The following is a 14716-nucleotide window of genomic DNA, read 5'->3' on the forward strand; positions in this document are numbered from 1 at the left end:
TGCGAAGGCGTGCTCGAGGGTTATCGTGCGAACCATCGGCGCGCTTTCGCGTCTTCTGGCTAGCACTCTTAGGCGTGACGGGCTCTACGAGGCGCGCCTAGTAGAGGCTTTGGACGCAATCGAAGAGTTTTTAACCTCCGTGAGAGGCGCGACCCCGCAAGTCGAGGAAGACGAAGAGCTGGAGCGCGAGCTTAAGGGGTGCGTCGAGGAGCTTAGGGAGCTCGGACTAGCGTAAAAAATCTTTTTCCCGTTTTCCCTTTTTCCCTGGTTTGTAAACCAAGGGGCTTTCCCGTGTTTCGCGCGCTAGTTTCCCCTACGTTCGCGCGCGCCGACGCGCCGCGTCCGTATGCGCGCGTTGCCGCCGCAAAGCTTAAAACACATGTATATGTGGGTCTTGAAGGGTGTAGATGGTCAACGCGAAGTTCGTGCCTCCGAGACTACTGATAGAAGAGCTGGCCGCGTATCTCAAGGAAAACGTGAAAGAGATACAGCCACCCGAGTGGGCTCTGTACGCGAAGACAGGTCCTACCAGGGAGCGACCCCCGCAAGACCCAGACTGGTGGTACAAGAGGTGCGCCGCCCTTCTCAGGAAAATATACCTGGAGGGTCCTGTTGGGCTTGAACGGCTCCGCACGGCGTACGGCGGTAGAACAAAGAACACCGTGAAGCGTAAACACTTCAAGAAAGCCGGAGGCTCCGCCATAAGGAAAGCTCTCCAACAACTTGAAAGCGCCGGGCTCGTCGCGAAGACCCCGAGAGGGCGCGTAATCACCGAGAAGGGGAGGGCGCTCGTAGACACTACGGCGTTACGCATATTCAAAAAGCTGGTAGAAGAGAGACCAGAGCTCTCCAAGTACCTCGCGAAGCCTGCAAGTACACCCGTAAGCACGGAGTCGTAGAATAGCTTTAAAGCTCTATATCATTTCTTAGAAGTGAGGTGACAGCTTTGTCTTATGATGAAGGCGGAGAAGAACTAGAAGAGATTAAACGGCGAAAACTGTTAGAGTACCAGCGCGCCCTCGAAGCCGAGAAAGCCAAAGAGGAACAGAAAGCACGAGAGGAGGCTATGCGGCAGGAGATTTTAAGGCGTATTCTCACACCGGAGGCTCGTGCAAGGCTCTCTAATCTCAAGCTCGTGAAACCGGAGCTTGTAGAGGCGTTGGAGATTCAGCTCATACAGCTCGCTGAGTCTAGAAGTGTAAGGGTACCTATAGACGACGAAACCCTTAAACAGATACTTGCAAGACTATACGAAGCACAACGCGCGAGAGAGGTAAAGTTCAGGGTGAGCTTTTAGGCCTACACCCTAGGACTAGCACACCCTTCGACGCGAAAAATTTAATACCGCTGTGAAGGTGGGGAAGAAGGGGTGTCGGAAAGGTGGCCCACTTTAAGCCTCTAGGCAAGAAACTAAGACTGGCAGCGGCTGTAAGAAGCAACGAGCAGGTACCGATATGGGTTATCTCGAAGACTTTGGGGAAGGTTAGAAGGAAGCCTAGGAGGAACTGGAGAAGGAGCAGGATGCAGCTATAAGCATGGGGGTGATTCGCGATGCCGGGGAAAATGGCTGATGGGGAGTATACGAGGACCTACGTGATTAACCTTAGGAGGGTTTACTCTGCCCCGAGAAAGAAGAGGGCTAAGGTCGCCGTGAGGGCTATAAGGGACTTTATAGCTCGGCACCTACGCTTCCCAGACCGGATAAAGATAAGCCCGGAGCTCAACTTGATAGTATGGTCTAGGAGCATAGAAAAGCCTCCGCGCAAAGTAAAGGTGGACGTAAGCTTCAAGGTGGAGGATGGTAGGGTCACAGAGGTAGAGGTTCTCCCGCACGGAGCTAAGGAGCAAAAGACGACGGAGTGACGATTCGATGGTTAACGTCGAAGCTATCTCTCTTTACGGTACGCCAAACATCGGTGTCTACATATTTGCAAACGACCGGTTCGCGCTAATCCCCTACGATGCTCCCGAGAAACTGGACAGAAAGATAGCCGAAAACCTCTCCGTGGACGCTTTTAGGGTCTCAGTCGCAGGCACGAGGCTTGTAGGGATATTCTTGGCTGGTAACAACAACGGGTTGGTTGTCCCTAGAGTGATCCTGGACTCGGAGCTCGAGCACCTGAAAAGCCTGTTAGACGTGAACATAGTCGTGTTAGAAGATGTTAGAGAGACGGGGATCGGCAACCTTGTGCTGGCAAACGACAACGGGTGTGTTGCTAGCCAGATATTGCCTAAAAGCGCCGTAGACAGGATAGCAGACGCTCTCGGCGTGGAGTGCATCCAGATGTCTATAGGCGACGTCCCGTTCGTTGGTAGCCTCTCGGTGGCAACGAACAGGGGGGTCGCGCTTCCACCCTTAGCAACCGAGGAGGAGATTAAAAGCGTGGAGGAGGCACTCAAAGTCAAGGCTAATGTGCTTACAGTGAACCGCGGAAAAATGTTCCTAAGAACAGGGCTCGTAGCCAACTCTAAAGGAGCATTAGTAGGAGAGGATACTACAGGCCATGAGATGATGCAGCTACAGAGGATATTCTTCCAGTGATGTACCTCGCAAGGGGATCCTTGGGTACAAGTCCCCGTTTGACTTCGAAGGCTCTTTTCCTTCCGAATACTTTCGTTAATGTCTTCAAGGAGTGTTTCTGAGGGTTCACCGGTAGGGGGACTCCGAGCAGTGACCTGGCTTTGTGTCCGGTGACTATGCAGTCTACCTTCATCATTTTCGCCAAGCCTTCTTTTTCCTCTAGAAAGACGGCTATCGGGTAGCTGCCCGTGGGCCTCGCTATGGTCGTTGGACCGGCTTGGTACTCTACGTAGCAATTTCTCAATATTGTTCCTTTAGGGTACACCTTTGGAAGCATTTTCTCGTCGAAGTTTCTCCTGACCCACTTCTTGAACGCTTTCGCGTACTTTCTATGCGCCTCTGCAATGCTCGTGCCAACGCTCCACATGGGTGTTCCGGGTAGCGGGAGGACTTCGCGCACGTTAACCCTTCTCACGAGCAACCCCTCCTCCAGGATCCTCTCTAGAAACTCCTTGTTGGCTCTGTACGTCTTAGCGGTTTCTCCGGGGAGCCCGAGGACGAAGTTCACCCCGGGAAGTAGCTCGGGGGATCCGTTCCACCCTCTCCTGGCTCCTACCTCGTTGACTATTTTAATCGCCTCTAGTACTCCTTCGGCGTCGTTTCCAAGGTTGTTCTGCTTCACGACTACCGGGTCGGCGCTTTCGAGTCCGAACGCCGCTACGTCGCCCGGCGTGTGGTACTTGACAATGGACTTCAGGGCTTCGCGCGCCTTCTCCTTGTGGATGTATATCGTGGCGGGGTTTACGTTGTCGATGTGTATGGTCTCTGCACTCGGAGCTGCGAGGCGGACAGTCCGCATGAGCTCCTCTATGCTTGAGGGGTCGGGCTCTGGAAACTCTACCTCGTTTACCCCCTTGGCCTTGTAGGCTAGGAAGTCTGCTTGGCGTCCAAGCCTAAACGCCCTCACGCCGAGCTCGTAGAGAGCCCTCACCTCCTCTCCTATGGACTTGGCCTCCCGGAATACTACTCTGCCTAGCCGTGGCTCTATGCAGAAGCTACAGCCCCCGGTGACCCACCTCGGGCACGACTTGTACGTCTCAATCTCTGCTGTAAGGTTGTAGCCGAGGTTGGGGTGTTGTAGGACGATGCGGGCGCCGCGAACGGCGAATCTGTCGACGAGGCTATAGTCTTTCGACACGGCGTAGGGGTTCACTTTTTCCAAGGATTTCTCGAGCATGTACTCGTATACGACTAGCCAGGGGTCTCCGGGAGCAACTAGGTCGTACGCGTCCTCGAACTCTTCGCGTGGCACAGCTCTTTCCCCGCCACGCACGCCGAGCCCGAAGCGCACGAACGGTCCTGTAAGTATCTTTACCGGTCCTTCGACCGATCTGGGAATCCTGACGAGTTCTTCCGCTGTGATCGGTTTGCCGCCCAGGTACTTTCCGGGAACTACTACTCCCCCAAAAACGACTAAAAGGTCACTCTTGCCAGCAACTCTGAAGAAAGTGTCCGGGTTTTCGCGCACAAAGTCTATCGTAAAGTAATGGACGGTGGCGGAGTGCTCTACGGTCCAAACAGCTCCGGCCACGTACCTAGCGTATACGTCGATGTAGGGCGGCACTCCGAGCCCTGCAGGCTCGTCGTTGTAGCCGTCGAGGAGCACCACCGTCGTCATAGCCTAGGAGAATACCCCGGGCCGCCTATCCAGCCTTTCCTTTCAACTCTCCTGCCGTCAGAGAGGAAGACTCCCTCCCCCTCTGTTACCCTGCCTATGATCGTCGCGCCCGTTTTCCTGACTTCTTCTTCAGCTTCCTCTGGGAACGTAAAGATGAAGTTGTAGTCTTCGCCGGAGGCGTAGAGTACGGCGTCGACTAGGCGTTCGCGTGGAAGGCACTCCTTGGCGACGGCGTGTACTGGTAGTTCCTCGACCACTATGCCTACCCCGGAGGATTCCGCGAGGTAGTACAGGGATAGCGCTAGTCCATCACTGTTGTCAATAGCAGATGTGAGTAGCTCCTTAATGCCTAGCCACGTAGCCGGTTCCGGTAACTGCCCCCACCCGTACTCTTCTACAAGGCTGTTGCCAGGGTTGCAACTCAACGCGCCGCCCGACGATAAGGCGTAGAGCACAGAGGAAATGCCTACTCGCCCGGTAATAGCCACCAGTTCTCCGGGCTTAGCACCCCACCTGTGTAAAACCTTGCCCCTGGAAACTCCTATCGCCACGACGTCAACCCTCAGGTAACACGTGCTCGATACGTCCGTGTCTCCACCAAGTATTCTCGCCCCGAACCTCGTACCGGCTTCCAGGAGTCCTCTGTAAAACTCTTCAAGGAAGCCGAGATCCGCGGTGGAGGGCACGCGCAAAGACACGAGGATACCGAGAGGCTTCGCGCCCTTAACGAGCACATCGCTTATCGAGCCTACCGCTGCGCGCCTACCGGCAATCCTGGGTGGGAGGAAGGGGTACAGATGGATGCCGCTTTCAAAGGAGTCGACGTTGACAACCAGGCTGGTTTCTTCAAGACTTAGCACTGCGGCGTCGTCCTTTCTAAGGCCTAGTAAGCTGGTTACCTTGTCTACTACGACGTCCTCCCGAAGTTCAGGCATTTCTTCCACGCGTACTGCTGAACGTCTCGTGAAGTAAGAATACACTCGTTAGTATGAAGATTGAGTAAATCATTACTTGGACGTAAGTTGTATACGCGGCGAGGGGGTCTCCCGGAGGCTTCTCCCAGTTTAAGATGTACGCTAACGTCTTGTAAGAGTAGTAAGCGAATACTACCGCGAGAACCACTGTGAGTACTCCCAGGACTGCCCTCGAGGTAAACCGCTTCCTGTCGGACATTTCTTCACCTCTTCAAGGTGACGTAGTCGTAAATAAAAGCTTAGCGCGCTCGCGCGCTAAGTATCCATTTATCGCGAGCTTTAATAGCCGGCAAAGCAAGCATAGCTTGAAGGAGCGCTGAAATGAGCGAGGAATTGCGCGCACAGGTGGAGGCTCTAATACCCTATAAGACTGTCAGGAAGGGCCAGCTCGAGCTAGCTTTGGAAGTTGCCAAGGCGTATGCCGAGAAGGCGATCCTGCTTGCACGCTATCCTACTGGTATAGGGAAGACGGCGGCTGTGCTTGCCGGAGCTCTCGCGTCGGGTGCCCCCAAAGTCGTGTATCTCGCGCGGTCTAAGTCACAGTTCCAGGCTCCTTTAAGGGAGGTTAAAAGGCTCTTGGAGAGGGGTATAAGCGTTCCCACCGTAGTCCTCGTGAACAAGAAGAACTACTGCCTACTGAGAGGGGCCCTTCCGCTGGACTACGAGGAATTTCTCCACTTCTGCCGGGTTAAGAGATTCACGGGGGCGTGCCCCTACTCTTCGGAGTTTGAAGACGCAGAAATCCCCGTCCTGGTGACCCCTAAGAGTGCCAGGTCTTTAGGTGCGAAGCTAGGGGTATGCCCCTTTGAGCTAGCCTGGAAGGCCTTAAGGAAAGCTAGGCTCGTCGTCGCATCCTATCCTTACGTCTTCCGCGAAGATCTGCGGAGGCTTCTCGTCGAAAGCCTAGGCACCCCGATGGATGTTTTAATGCTCGTAGTCGATGAGGCCCACAACTTGCCGGATCATATAGCCGAGTCTACCGCGATAGCCGTCTCGGACGCAACGCTGAGAAGAGCTATTTCGGAACTGAGAGCGGCAGGCATAGGGCAGGAGCTTGCCTCCTCGCTTTCCAACCTATTAGGTTACATGAAGAGGATTAAAGGAGCTGAGGAAGGTGTAAGAATACCTCTGGATGAGCTTACGTACCTAGTTCCTCCAGCGGACGAGGTTAAGAGGGTCGCCCTGGCTCTGGAGAAGCTTACAGGCATGTACTCAAGTTTGTGGCAACTCTACGCGTTCGCCGAGGCTTTGAGACGCGCGTCACACGAGTATCTAGTAACCGCAGTGTCGAGCGACGGATCGGTATCGTTGAAGCTTGTACTTATAAATCCTGGGAAGGTGTCTAGGGAAGTTTTCCCCAAAGTTAGAAGTGCCGTGCTGATGTCGTCGACGCTTATGCCGGCAGAATACTACGTGGCTGTCCTGGGCTTTCCCGGAGAGAGAGTAAGGGAAGTCTCCTACCCCTTTGTGTGGAGCGAAAACGTTGACGTTGTCATAGTTAAGGGTATATCGTCCAGGTACGTCGAGCGCGGAGAGGAACTCTACAGGCGGTACGCAAGCGCAATAGACTACATTTTCGAGCTTCCCAGTACTAGGAGGGCTCTAGCCATCTTCCCTTCCTACTCCTTCATGATGGGCGTTTATCCCTACATACGCTCAAAGCCCGTTATCATCGAGAGGCGGGATTCCACTATAGGCTCTATGCTTGGGAAGGTGCTCGAACTCGAGAAAGCCCTGCTCCTCGTAGTTGCGCGCGGAAAGTTCGCCGAGGGGGTTGAGTTCACGGTGCTTGGAAAGTCTCTCATAGACACGATCGTGATAGCCGGGCTACCCGTCCCGGAGCCTTCGGTGGAGAACGAAAAGCTCTACGAGCTACTTCAAGAAAGGCTGGGCGACAGGGATCTTGCATGGAAGTACGTCTACCTTTATCCCGCCTTTATGCAAGTAGTGCAAGGCATAGGTAGGGGTGTTCGAAGCGAGAAGGATAAAGTGAAGGTGTTCATATTGGATGAGCGCATGATAGGAGAGGGTGAAAAGTACCTGTCTATGTACGGGCTCGTCCCCCGCGTAGGGAAGCTCCCCCTGTAGACCTGCCGGAAAGGGTGCTCTAATCCTCAGCCCGCTTCTCAATGCGCGATGGGTCTAGCTACTCTTTGCTCTACGTTGCGGCGATGCTCGTTTACCGCGTCCTTAGCTATGCTCATACGAATTCTACGTTCGCGTGCCTCTTCTTCATATCCTCTTCGCCTACTCCGAGAATGTTCATCAAGGCGTATATCACGCCGTCAAAGAACACCATGACCGTGTCCTCGAAGAGCGTGCCCAGAGGCGCTAGAGGCTCGTACATTCCCAGCACTTGTCTCGCGAAGTAGTCGGTCTCCGCGGCTACCTTCGTTCTCCCAGGAACCACCACGATGTGATCGCTGATCTTTCCTAGGGGTGACTCTGCAAAAGAAGTTATCGCTACCACGACAGCTTTAGCCCTCTTAGCCGCCGAGGCTACAGAAAGGACCACCTGGGTGCTTCCCGAGCCGCTTACAGCTATTAGAACGTCACCTTCCGAGATAGACGGCGTTATGGTTTCGCCTACTACGTACACGTTGAAGCCGAGGTGCATTAACCTCATGGCGAAAGCTTTCGCCACCAGTCCGCTCCTGCCAGCGCCGACGACAAGGATCTTACTCTTCGTGGCGAGCGCTGAAGTCAGGATCTTCAGGAACCTGTTAACGCTTTCTTTGTCCAGCTCGCCTGCCACCTTCTCTATATAGGAGGCAATACTAACCATTGCTTTCGATACGTCTTCCGACACAAGCACCAACCCGTTGCGCGAAAAAGGAAAAGAAAGAAAAATATATTTCTTTTCACTCACGCGAAGCTAGCGCGCGTCATTACCCTGAGCTTAAAACGCGGAAATAGGGAAAAGCTCCCTGGTTTGTAAACCTGGGAGAAAGCTAAAACCGCGAACCCTCACACGTCTACAAACCAGGGGGGAAGGGAAAAACGGGAATAAAAAGAGTTTTTTACGCGAGCCCTAGCCCTCTCAGCTCCTCGACGCCCTCCTCAAGCTCTCTCGCTAGCTCTTCGTCCTCCTCGACCTGCGGGGCGCTTCTCACGGATGCGAGGAATTCCTCTATCGCGTCCAAAGCCTCTACTAGGCGCGCCTCGTAGAGCTCGTCGCGCCTAAGAGTGCTCGCCAGTAGCCGCGAAAGCGCGCCTATCGTTCGCACGGTAACCCTCGGGTCACTCATCAACCACCACTGACCCCTGATGCCGCGCCCTCGCAGGGCGCCCCCTCCACCATATAAGGACGGGTGAAATATGGTTGAGGAGTACATGAAGGGAGATGGAGCCGTGACGGGGGAGGGCGTCGAAGAGTTCGACGAGGGGTTCATTCGCGAGAAGCTTAAAGAGCTTCTGAGGAAAGCTATCTTCCACCGATTCAACTACAGTGGTCTCGAGGCTACGTGCACGCGCGTAATGTGGGAGTTGATTAACCTCAAGGCTGAGTACCAGCGCTACGGCGAGGTCTACGTAGAGCTTACCAACAAAGCGGAGGTAGGCGTCGAGAAGGCTTGCAGAATAGCGAAGAGAGTGTTTAGAGAAGCCTTGGAGCACTTCGAAGAGCTCAAGGTACGGAGGACTGGGAAGGCAACGTGGAAGGTTAAGATTCCGGGCGAGAAGTGTAGAATCTACGTGTATAGGAAGCCAGCCGGGCACTGGGCTGTTGAGATTCGCTTGTATATCAGAGTCACCAAGTTCATTGTTCCCGACACTCTAAGGCTTCCACCGGAGCTACTAGTAGACGCACAGACGGGCTGGTTGTACGGAGATGCATCGTACATAGCGAGCCGCAAAGATGTCAGAATGGGCACCTCACAAGCATGGCAAGTAACCTCCTTCCCCGGTTTCTGGCCGGGGAAGGAGGTCGAAGTATACATCAGAAGTGTAGTAATCCACGAGACTCATGTCAGCGTCGTGTGGACTGTTAGAGTTAAGGGTGTCCGCAACGCTCCTAAGGAATGGAGGCTAAGGAAGGAAGAAAAGCAGAGTGTTATCCTGTCAGAGATTAAGGCAGCGAACGAAGGAGAAATAGACATTTTCAGGGCTGTTCGAATTGCAACATACTACGCCGCAGACGGAAAGTATCCAGGGCCAAACACGGCTAAACGTTTGCTGGAATTCGGGGTTGGCAACGAGCCGTACTGGATTAGAGTCGAGGGTGCGGTGAGGATTGCGAAGCTTTTACACGAGGAGGTACCACAGCTATTAGCATTCATGTGCAGTGCTGGTTGCAAGAAGGCACGGTATCTTGCCCGCCTCGCGCTCGTTGAGCCGAAACGCAACCTCTCGCCGCGCTACTTAGAGGTCGCCGGCGTACGGATGAACCTGCAACTTGTAGGTACTAAGAACTACCGTACTCTTATAGCAAGAGTTTTCATCACAAATAATAATGAGGAGTTACTCAGGGGTTTTCCTGAGCGGGCAAGGGAAGAGGGTCTCATAGTTAAAAAGATGAAGATAGACAAGAAGTACTACGGCTACTACGCTGGCTTGCGCGAGTTGATGAGCTATGCCGATAAACACTTAGAGGCGTATGACATATTGATCGACTTTGTCAAGGGGGAGCTCGAAGAAATGCCTCTAGACCACCCCGCCCGCCAAAGCGTCGAAAGGCTTCTTGAACGCCTGAAAAAAGCTAGAGAACGCGCACTCAGAAAGCACGCTGGGGGCGAAAACAACTAAAGCGTAAGACCACCAGGGAAAGGCGCCCAGCCCCCTCCTCTTTACTCTGCGACCACAGTTAAAGTTAACGCATTCTTTTCTCTCGAGAAAGAGACTGTTTCCCACGATCTTTCCACTTCCTGGTTCTCGGCACGACTATCCCGAGGTGTTAATTAAGCGCCCATACCTCTCCCAAGTCTCTTACCTATGCGTCTACGCCGTCAAAAGCTGGACGTATGGCGGGCCGGCCGGGATTCGAACCCGGGACCTACGGGTTAAGAGCCTCGACCCAGAGTTGCTTAGACCGCCGCTCTACCTAGCTGAGCTACCGGCCCCATGTGTCGCGTTCTGCATAACCCCTCCTTTTTAATAAACTTTGCGGAGGAGAGAGCCGGGCGCCTTTCCCTGGCGGCGCGCACAAGGAGGGGGCGTTCCCTTGAAGCGGGTAAAAGCTATCAGCTTGCACGTAGCGACGCGTTGCAAAGATAGTTTAAAACTGATCTGCGACGGCGTTACTCTCTACCTCCTATACAACGCGTGTTCATAGATGCGGTGTCGTGACTGTTATCGACTTTGCTCCCATCTCCTCTAAGAGCAGAGGGTCTAGGGACTGAAGAATCTCTTTGAACTCCTTCAGGCCTAGTATGAGCACACCTTCCTCCACTAGGGGACCTACGTCGTAGAGGTTGACTATCAACGGGTAGAGCTTAGCTTGTTTACCTAGCCGTATTCCTATGTCTGCTCCCGACTTCATTTTGTCAGCCAGCGCTAAGCACCGTTCAAGATGCGCTTTCGCGGCTTTTTTCAGAGAAGACGGCGGGGCTCTTCGCCACCTCTTACAGTCAACAACTAATACGAGGTTGTCGCTCGCAGCTATAAGGTCTACCTCGAATCTTCTTCCTAAGTTTTTAAAGCGGAGATTCCGCTTGGTCCTAAGCCCGAAGCTTTCCGCTAGGTAGCAGCAGAGTTCCTCAAAGCTACTCCACCCGGAGCTTAACGCCAAGGATACAACGTCGTAGCCGTGTAGCCAAGCCTTAACGAGAACCCCCGGTAGAGACTCTTCGATGTAGCCGTTGACTACGGGTATTTCTAGGCTTTCTAGGACCAGCTGGACGAACTCCTGTGGAAGACCAGTTTCAGACACTATCTCGGTGATGCTGGCTACCTTACCCCGGGAAAGAAGTTCTGCGGCTTTCTTGAGGACTAACTCTACCTTAAAGCTTATCAAACTAGACCCTGCTGGAATCCTACACTATTATGGAGGCCATCGCGGAGAGCTTTGGCCATCTCTCGGCGGCTTCCTTGGCTAGAGGCCCTCGAATCTCGGTACCTTTGGGCTCTCCCTCGGGCGTTATTATCACAACGGCGTTATCCTCGAACGCAATCCAGCTCCCGTCAGGTCTCCGGTAGGGTCTTCTCTGCCTGATCACTATTGCGCGCATAACCTGCTTTCTAAGCTCCGGTTTGCCCGCCCTAATGGAAACTATAACAATATCGCCTACCGCCGCCCCAGGTATGCGCCGCCACACGGCTTTGTAGTGCGGGACTCCTATTACTTTTGCCAGCGTAGCACCAGAGTTATCGGCAACCTTTACTAGGCTCTCCATGAATACTCCTGGTGTAAGGCCTAGCCTATAGGAAACACCAACTGTTTTCGGACCTCTCTTAGCCACTCAGATCACCCGCCAACCTTTCCTATAACTACGAACGAGACAGACTTTGCCAACGGGCGTGTCTCCGCGACGATGACCTCGTCGCCGGGCTTCACCGGTATGCAGGGCGGCACACGTACATGCTTCTTTTTACGCCTTACTTCATACCTTTTATACTTCTCGTTGTAGTAAAGATACTCGTGTACAGCCACCGCCACGTTGTGCATTTTAACCTTCTCTACGCGTAGCCTCAGCACTTGTCCTCTCACGGGCAACTCCCCATGCCACGGGCACAGAGGGTCGTTACACTTCATTTGCGGAGGGCTTACTCCGGGAATACCCACACCCTTCAACTTTGCCATTGCTGTGCACCCTCAACGAGAGACGTGCGAGTGCGAGATACGTAACAGGTTATTATAAAGCTTACGGATACTCAATGAGGAGGGGGCCGGGGCGCCTTTCTCTGGTGGTTTTACCCCTTATTCTAGTGCCCCAGCTGGGCGTATCTTCAGTAGTTCTTCGACTAGCTTCTTCGCGGCTGGCTTAACCTCCGCCTTAGCCTTAGCGAACGCATAGAGAGCCTCCCAAAGCTCCGGGTCCTCGCTCGCGTGCTCGAAAAGCGAGTCCTGGGGGATCTCGTAGTAAGGCGTCTCGCCTGACCGGACAACATTCACAGTCCACCCCTCCTCTACTGCTCTCTCGTACCAGCCTTGAGGCGCGTTATCAACGGGTATGCGAGCGTAGATGTAGGCGTACTCGTCGCCGACAGTAACCAAGGGGAGGTTCAGCATCGCGCCGGCAACCGGTGCATAAAGGCCGAGACGTTGGTAGGCGCGTGGCGCGCGAGAAAGGGCTAAGCGCGTCAGGAATTCCGCCTTTTTACACCCTGAGACACGCAGGAAGGCTAGTAGTTGCGGAGTCCTTTCGAGAAGCAACCGCGCTAACCTGAGGGACTGCTCCGTCCTAACCCGGTACGACTTACTGCCTACTGCGAATTCCAGCACACGTTTAGCCGTGTTTGACCCTGGATACTTACCATCAGAGGCGTATAGTAGTGCAAGCTTTACCGCCCTGACGATGTCGACTTTTCCTTCGTTCGCCTCCTCGATCTCCGCCAAGATAATACCCTGTTTCTCCTTTTTGGGGAGACTCCACCATCGAGGCGCGTTGCGGACACCCTTAACTCTGACAGCCCACATTATGCTGACGTGAGTCTCGTGAACCGTTACGCTTTCGATGTAGACTGTCACCTCCTTCTCCGGCCAGAAACCGGGGAAGGAGACGGCCTGCCACACCTGCGTAGTAGTCATCTCGACTTCTTTCTTGTCTGCGCGGTATGTTGCGTCGCCGTATATCCAACCCGTTTGAGCTGCTACCAGCAATTCGGAAAGCTCCAAGACATCGGGAAGTCTCAGCTTAGCGACCTTGAGGTATAAACGGATTTCGACGCTCCAGTACCCGCCTGGCTTTAAGTGCATGTATATCCTCCACTTTGTGCCTGGAATCTTAACCTTCCACGCCGTCCTGCCCGTCCTTCGTATCTTCAGTTCTTCGAAGTGTTCTAAAGCCTCCTTCGCCACCCTCCGCGCGATCCTGAAAGCCTTCTCAACGCGAACCTCTTCTCTGCTGACGAGCTCTACGTAGACCTCGCCGTATTGCGCATAATTGGCCTTTATGTTGCCAGCTCCCGCGTGACTTCTTCATGCGTAGCCTCGAACCCCCTGTAACCGTCGCGCGGAAACAACGCCTTCCTGAGAAGCTCCCTGATCTTCTCGCGAATGAACTCCTCGTCGAACTCGGCCCCTGCCTCTCCCGCCACAGCCCTTTCATTCCCCGTCATTACTACTTCATTCATACCTACCACCCGTCCTTAAACGGTGGACGGGGCGCCCTACGCGTACGCGCTATCAGGGGTCAGCGTGGCGGGAAGCATGAGTAGTGAGCGCTTCGCGCGCGATGCGCGCGGCACACGCTACCACAGCATGACACGTCTCTTAAGCCTCTCCTCGGGTCTACCAACGAGGAAGGCTCCATCGACGAGTAGTTCTTTGCCGTCGGGTAGCTTGATCCTGAGCACTACTTGAGCCTTAAAGATTCTCTTCTTGGGCCCTCCGGGTACTCCTATTACTATCGTCTTGTAGGTCTCATCCAGTATGAGCCCGCAGATCCCTACCTGACTGGGGTTTTTCGACTTAACGACGCAGGCTTCAAGACCTATAAGCTCGTGCCGGAGTATGTTCTTCGGAGTTATCTTCATAATCGGTCAAGAATTCTTTCCAATGCTTAAGCTTTCCCTTAGAACCACTACTGCTGGGATGCGCTGCCCTGAACTGGAGGTTGCTCTGCCGAAGGGGCTTTTCTTCGGAGCTCGTTCTCAATTGTAAGGATCCTGGCTATCTCGCGTTTAATCTTGCGTATCGATGCCACGTTTTCGAGCGAGCCTCGATGAGCTTGCGCCTTAAGCCTGGCCAGCTCTCCCCGTAGTTCCTGCAGTCTTTTCTGTCGCTCCTCCCTGCTCATCTTCCTGAGCTCTTCAGCTTGTTTCGCCATACGCTTCACCCTACCTGTGTCACGCCCTTTATGAGTATTGTGTCAGGCATTTTCGCAGGCTTCATTATCCTAACCTTTACGCCGTACATCCCCAGCTTGAGTAGTACATGCACAATTGCCTCGTCCACTAGTTCTTCCCCGGGTTCTCCGGACTTGGGGACGTAACCTCTAGTGAATTTCTCGGTGCGATGCCTCTGGCTTGTTAGCTTACCGCTTATCACTATTTCTGCTCCTCGGGCGCCGGCAGCCATTATCCTGTTTAGAGCAACTAGGGCGGCTCTGCGGAACCTTACACCTCTCACCAGGGCTCTCGCCACTCTGTAAGCCATTATTTTCGCGTTCAGATCCTGGTTCGGCACCTCGACAACGTCTATCTGAGGGTTCTCGATCCCGAACTCCCTCTCTAGGACTTCAGCTATAGCCTTTATGTTAGCTCCCTTCCTGCCTATGACGAGGCCCGGTACTCCAGCGTACACTATCACCTTCGTTCCTATCGGTGTCTTGAAGAACTGTGCATGCACGTAGTTTGCACGTACAAGTTGTCGTTGCAGGTACTCGTTGAGCATCATGTACTGGAGACCCTGGCTGATTACCTTCCTCGCCGTCGTCGACATCCTCC

General features: G+C 53.9%; 21 protein-coding genes and 1 tRNA gene. 8 read left to right on the forward strand and 14 right to left on the reverse strand.

Annotated features, from left to right (window positions below; translation table 11 throughout):
• Positions 1-25 precede the first annotated feature (25 nt).
• From TPEN_RS02435 to TPEN_RS02460, 6 genes are all read left to right on the forward strand, one after another.
• A complete protein-coding gene (locus TPEN_RS02435; RefSeq protein ID WP_011752143.1) occupies positions 26-235 on the forward strand; it encodes a hypothetical protein in 210 nt (69 codons plus the stop codon).
• A 172-nt stretch (positions 236-407) separates the two neighbouring features.
• Entirely contained in the window at positions 408-899 is a 492-nt protein-coding gene (locus TPEN_RS02440) for a 30S ribosomal protein S19e (protein ID WP_011752144.1), read from the forward strand.
• A 47-nt stretch (positions 900-946) separates the two neighbouring features.
• On the forward strand, positions 947-1297 hold the full coding sequence (locus TPEN_RS02445; protein ID WP_011752145.1) for a DNA-binding protein: 351 nt from the start codon (positions 947-949) through the stop codon (positions 1295-1297).
• An 83-nt stretch (positions 1298-1380) separates the two neighbouring features.
• Complete coding sequence (locus TPEN_RS02450; RefSeq protein WP_011752146.1) at positions 1381-1533, forward strand: 50S ribosomal protein L39e; 153 nt, start codon at positions 1381-1383, stop codon at positions 1531-1533.
• 18 nt (positions 1534-1551) lie between these two features.
• Complete coding sequence (locus tag TPEN_RS02455) at positions 1552-1863, forward strand: 50S ribosomal protein L31e (protein WP_011752147.1); 312 nt, start codon at positions 1552-1554, stop codon at positions 1861-1863.
• A 7-nt stretch (positions 1864-1870) separates the two neighbouring features.
• On the forward strand, positions 1871-2542 hold the full coding sequence (locus tag TPEN_RS02460; RefSeq protein ID WP_011752148.1) for a translation initiation factor IF-6: 672 nt from the start codon (positions 1871-1873) through the stop codon (positions 2540-2542).
• Here the strand turns inward: TPEN_RS02460 and TPEN_RS02465 are convergent.
• The 3 genes from TPEN_RS02465 to TPEN_RS02475 are packed head-to-tail and all read right to left on the reverse strand — an operon-like array spanning position 2496 to position 5372.
• Positions 2496-4199 carry a radical SAM protein gene (locus TPEN_RS02465; RefSeq protein WP_011752149.1) on the reverse strand — a complete coding sequence of 568 codons (1704 nt, stop codon included), beginning with the start codon at positions 4197-4199 and terminating at the stop codon, positions 2496-2498. The two genes, TPEN_RS02460 and TPEN_RS02465, sit on opposite strands and share 47 nt — an antisense overlap.
• Entirely contained in the window at positions 4196-5134 is a 939-nt protein-coding gene (locus TPEN_RS02470; protein WP_011752150.1) for a thiamine-phosphate kinase, read from the reverse strand. Before TPEN_RS02470 ends, TPEN_RS02465 begins: the two co-directional genes overlap by 4 nt.
• Complete coding sequence (locus TPEN_RS02475) at positions 5127-5372, reverse strand: hypothetical protein (protein ID WP_011752151.1); 246 nt, start codon at positions 5370-5372, stop codon at positions 5127-5129. The genes TPEN_RS02470 and TPEN_RS02475 overlap by 8 nt, the downstream gene beginning before the upstream one ends.
• Before the next feature lie 122 nt (positions 5373-5494).
• On the opposite strand from TPEN_RS02475, the gene TPEN_RS02480 reads away from it, so the two are divergent.
• A complete protein-coding gene (locus TPEN_RS02480) occupies positions 5495-7261 on the forward strand; it encodes an ATP-dependent DNA helicase (protein WP_011752152.1) in 1767 nt (588 codons plus the stop codon).
• A gap of 112 nt (positions 7262-7373) precedes the next feature.
• Here TPEN_RS02480 and hxlB read toward each other — a convergent pair whose 3' ends face one another.
• Both hxlB and TPEN_RS02490 read right to left on the reverse strand, forming a co-directional pair.
• Positions 7374-7982 carry a 6-phospho-3-hexuloisomerase gene (gene hxlB / locus TPEN_RS02485; protein ID WP_011752153.1) on the reverse strand — a complete coding sequence of 203 codons (609 nt, stop codon included), beginning with the start codon at positions 7980-7982 and terminating at the stop codon, positions 7374-7376.
• A gap of 211 nt (positions 7983-8193) precedes the next feature.
• On the reverse strand, positions 8194-8421 hold the full coding sequence (locus tag TPEN_RS02490) for a hypothetical protein (RefSeq protein ID WP_011752154.1): 228 nt from the start codon (positions 8419-8421) through the stop codon (positions 8194-8196).
• A 70-nt stretch (positions 8422-8491) separates the two neighbouring features.
• On the opposite strand from TPEN_RS02490, the gene TPEN_RS02495 reads away from it, so the two are divergent.
• Positions 8492-9916, forward strand: coding sequence for a hypothetical protein (locus tag TPEN_RS02495; RefSeq protein WP_011752155.1), 1425 nt, complete (start codon positions 8492-8494; stop codon positions 9914-9916).
• Positions 9917-10132: 216 nt separating this feature from the next.
• On the opposite strand, the gene TPEN_RS02500 is transcribed toward TPEN_RS02495, so the two are convergent.
• The 9 genes from TPEN_RS02500 to TPEN_RS02535 all read right to left on the reverse strand — a co-directional run bounded on the left by TPEN_RS02500 (position 10133) and on the right by TPEN_RS02535 (position 14711).
• Positions 10133-10230, reverse strand: a tRNA-Lys gene (locus TPEN_RS02500).
• A gap of 206 nt (positions 10231-10436) precedes the next feature.
• A complete protein-coding gene (locus TPEN_RS02505) occupies positions 10437-11123 on the reverse strand; it encodes an NERD domain-containing protein (RefSeq protein ID WP_011752156.1) in 687 nt (228 codons plus the stop codon).
• A 19-nt stretch (positions 11124-11142) separates the two neighbouring features.
• A complete protein-coding gene (gene rpl14p / locus TPEN_RS02510; RefSeq protein WP_011752157.1) occupies positions 11143-11568 on the reverse strand; it encodes a 50S ribosomal protein L14 in 426 nt (141 codons plus the stop codon).
• 5 nt (positions 11569-11573) lie between these two features.
• On the reverse strand, positions 11574-11909 hold the full coding sequence (locus TPEN_RS02515; RefSeq protein ID WP_011752158.1) for a 30S ribosomal protein S17: 336 nt from the start codon (positions 11907-11909) through the stop codon (positions 11574-11576).
• Positions 11910-12026: 117 nt separating this feature from the next.
• Positions 12027-13127, reverse strand: a complete 1101-nt coding sequence (locus TPEN_RS02520) for a hypothetical protein (RefSeq protein ID WP_052885051.1) — start codon at positions 13125-13127, stop codon at positions 12027-12029.
• A gap of 92 nt (positions 13128-13219) precedes the next feature.
• The gene (locus tag TPEN_RS10150; RefSeq protein ID WP_342610099.1) at positions 13220-13402 is read right to left on the reverse strand and encodes a hypothetical protein; all 183 of its coding nucleotides are present in this window, start codon (positions 13400-13402) and stop codon (positions 13220-13222) included.
• 117 nt (positions 13403-13519) lie between these two features.
• Positions 13520-13804 (reverse strand): ribonuclease P protein component 1, encoded by a 285-nt coding sequence (locus tag TPEN_RS02525; RefSeq protein WP_011752159.1) that lies wholly within the window; start codon positions 13802-13804, stop codon positions 13520-13522.
• A gap of 47 nt (positions 13805-13851) precedes the next feature.
• The gene (rpmC, locus tag TPEN_RS02530; RefSeq protein ID WP_052885378.1) at positions 13852-14097 is read right to left on the reverse strand and encodes a 50S ribosomal protein L29; all 246 of its coding nucleotides are present in this window, start codon (positions 14095-14097) and stop codon (positions 13852-13854) included.
• Between the two features lie 5 nt (positions 14098-14102).
• Positions 14103-14711 carry a 30S ribosomal protein S3 gene (locus TPEN_RS02535; RefSeq protein ID WP_052885052.1) on the reverse strand — a complete coding sequence of 203 codons (609 nt, stop codon included), beginning with the start codon at positions 14709-14711 and terminating at the stop codon, positions 14103-14105.
• Positions 14712-14716: the final 5 nt, after the last annotated feature.

Origin of the sequence: Thermofilum pendens Hrk 5 (assembly GCF_000015225.1) — an archaeon.
Lineage (GTDB): Archaea > Thermoproteota > Thermoprotei > Thermofilales > Thermofilaceae > Thermofilum > Thermofilum pendens.

Excerpts from the sequence above, each read along its gene's own strand:
- TPEN_RS02440 (WP_011752144.1), top strand. The coding sequence starts at position 408 with ATGGTCAACGCGAAGTTCGTGCCTCCGAGACTACTGATAGAAGAGCTG.
- TPEN_RS02455 (WP_011752147.1), top strand. The coding sequence starts at position 1,552 with ATGCCGGGGAAAATGGCTGATGGGGAGTATACGAGGACCTACGTGATT.
- TPEN_RS02460 (WP_011752148.1), top strand. The coding sequence starts at position 1,871 with ATGGTTAACGTCGAAGCTATCTCTCTTTACGGTACGCCAAACATCGGT.
- TPEN_RS02465 (WP_011752149.1), bottom strand. The coding sequence starts at position 4,199 with ATGACGACGGTGGTGCTCCTCGACGGCTACAACGACGAGCCTGCAGGG.
- TPEN_RS02470 (WP_011752150.1), bottom strand. The coding sequence starts at position 5,134 with ATGCCTGAACTTCGGGAGGACGTCGTAGTAGACAAGGTAACCAGCTTA.
- TPEN_RS02475 (WP_011752151.1), bottom strand. The coding sequence starts at position 5,372 with ATGTCCGACAGGAAGCGGTTTACCTCGAGGGCAGTCCTGGGAGTACTC.
- TPEN_RS02480 (WP_011752152.1), top strand. The coding sequence starts at position 5,495 with ATGAGCGAGGAATTGCGCGCACAGGTGGAGGCTCTAATACCCTATAAG.
- TPEN_RS02490 (WP_011752154.1), bottom strand. The coding sequence starts at position 8,421 with ATGAGTGACCCGAGGGTTACCGTGCGAACGATAGGCGCGCTTTCGCGG.
- TPEN_RS02495 (WP_011752155.1), top strand. The coding sequence starts at position 8,492 with ATGGTTGAGGAGTACATGAAGGGAGATGGAGCCGTGACGGGGGAGGGC.
- TPEN_RS02515 (WP_011752158.1), bottom strand. The coding sequence starts at position 11,909 with ATGGCAAAGTTGAAGGGTGTGGGTATTCCCGGAGTAAGCCCTCCGCAA.
- TPEN_RS10150 (WP_342610099.1), bottom strand. The coding sequence starts at position 13,402 with ATGAATGAAGTAGTAATGACGGGGAATGAAAGGGCTGTGGCGGGAGAG.
- TPEN_RS02525 (WP_011752159.1), bottom strand. The coding sequence starts at position 13,804 with ATGAAGATAACTCCGAAGAACATACTCCGGCACGAGCTTATAGGTCTT.
- rpmC (WP_052885378.1), bottom strand. The coding sequence starts at position 14,097 with ATGGCGAAACAAGCTGAAGAGCTCAGGAAGATGAGCAGGGAGGAGCGA.
- TPEN_RS02535 (WP_052885052.1), bottom strand. The coding sequence starts at position 14,711 with ATGTCGACGACGGCGAGGAAGGTAATCAGCCAGGGTCTCCAGTACATG.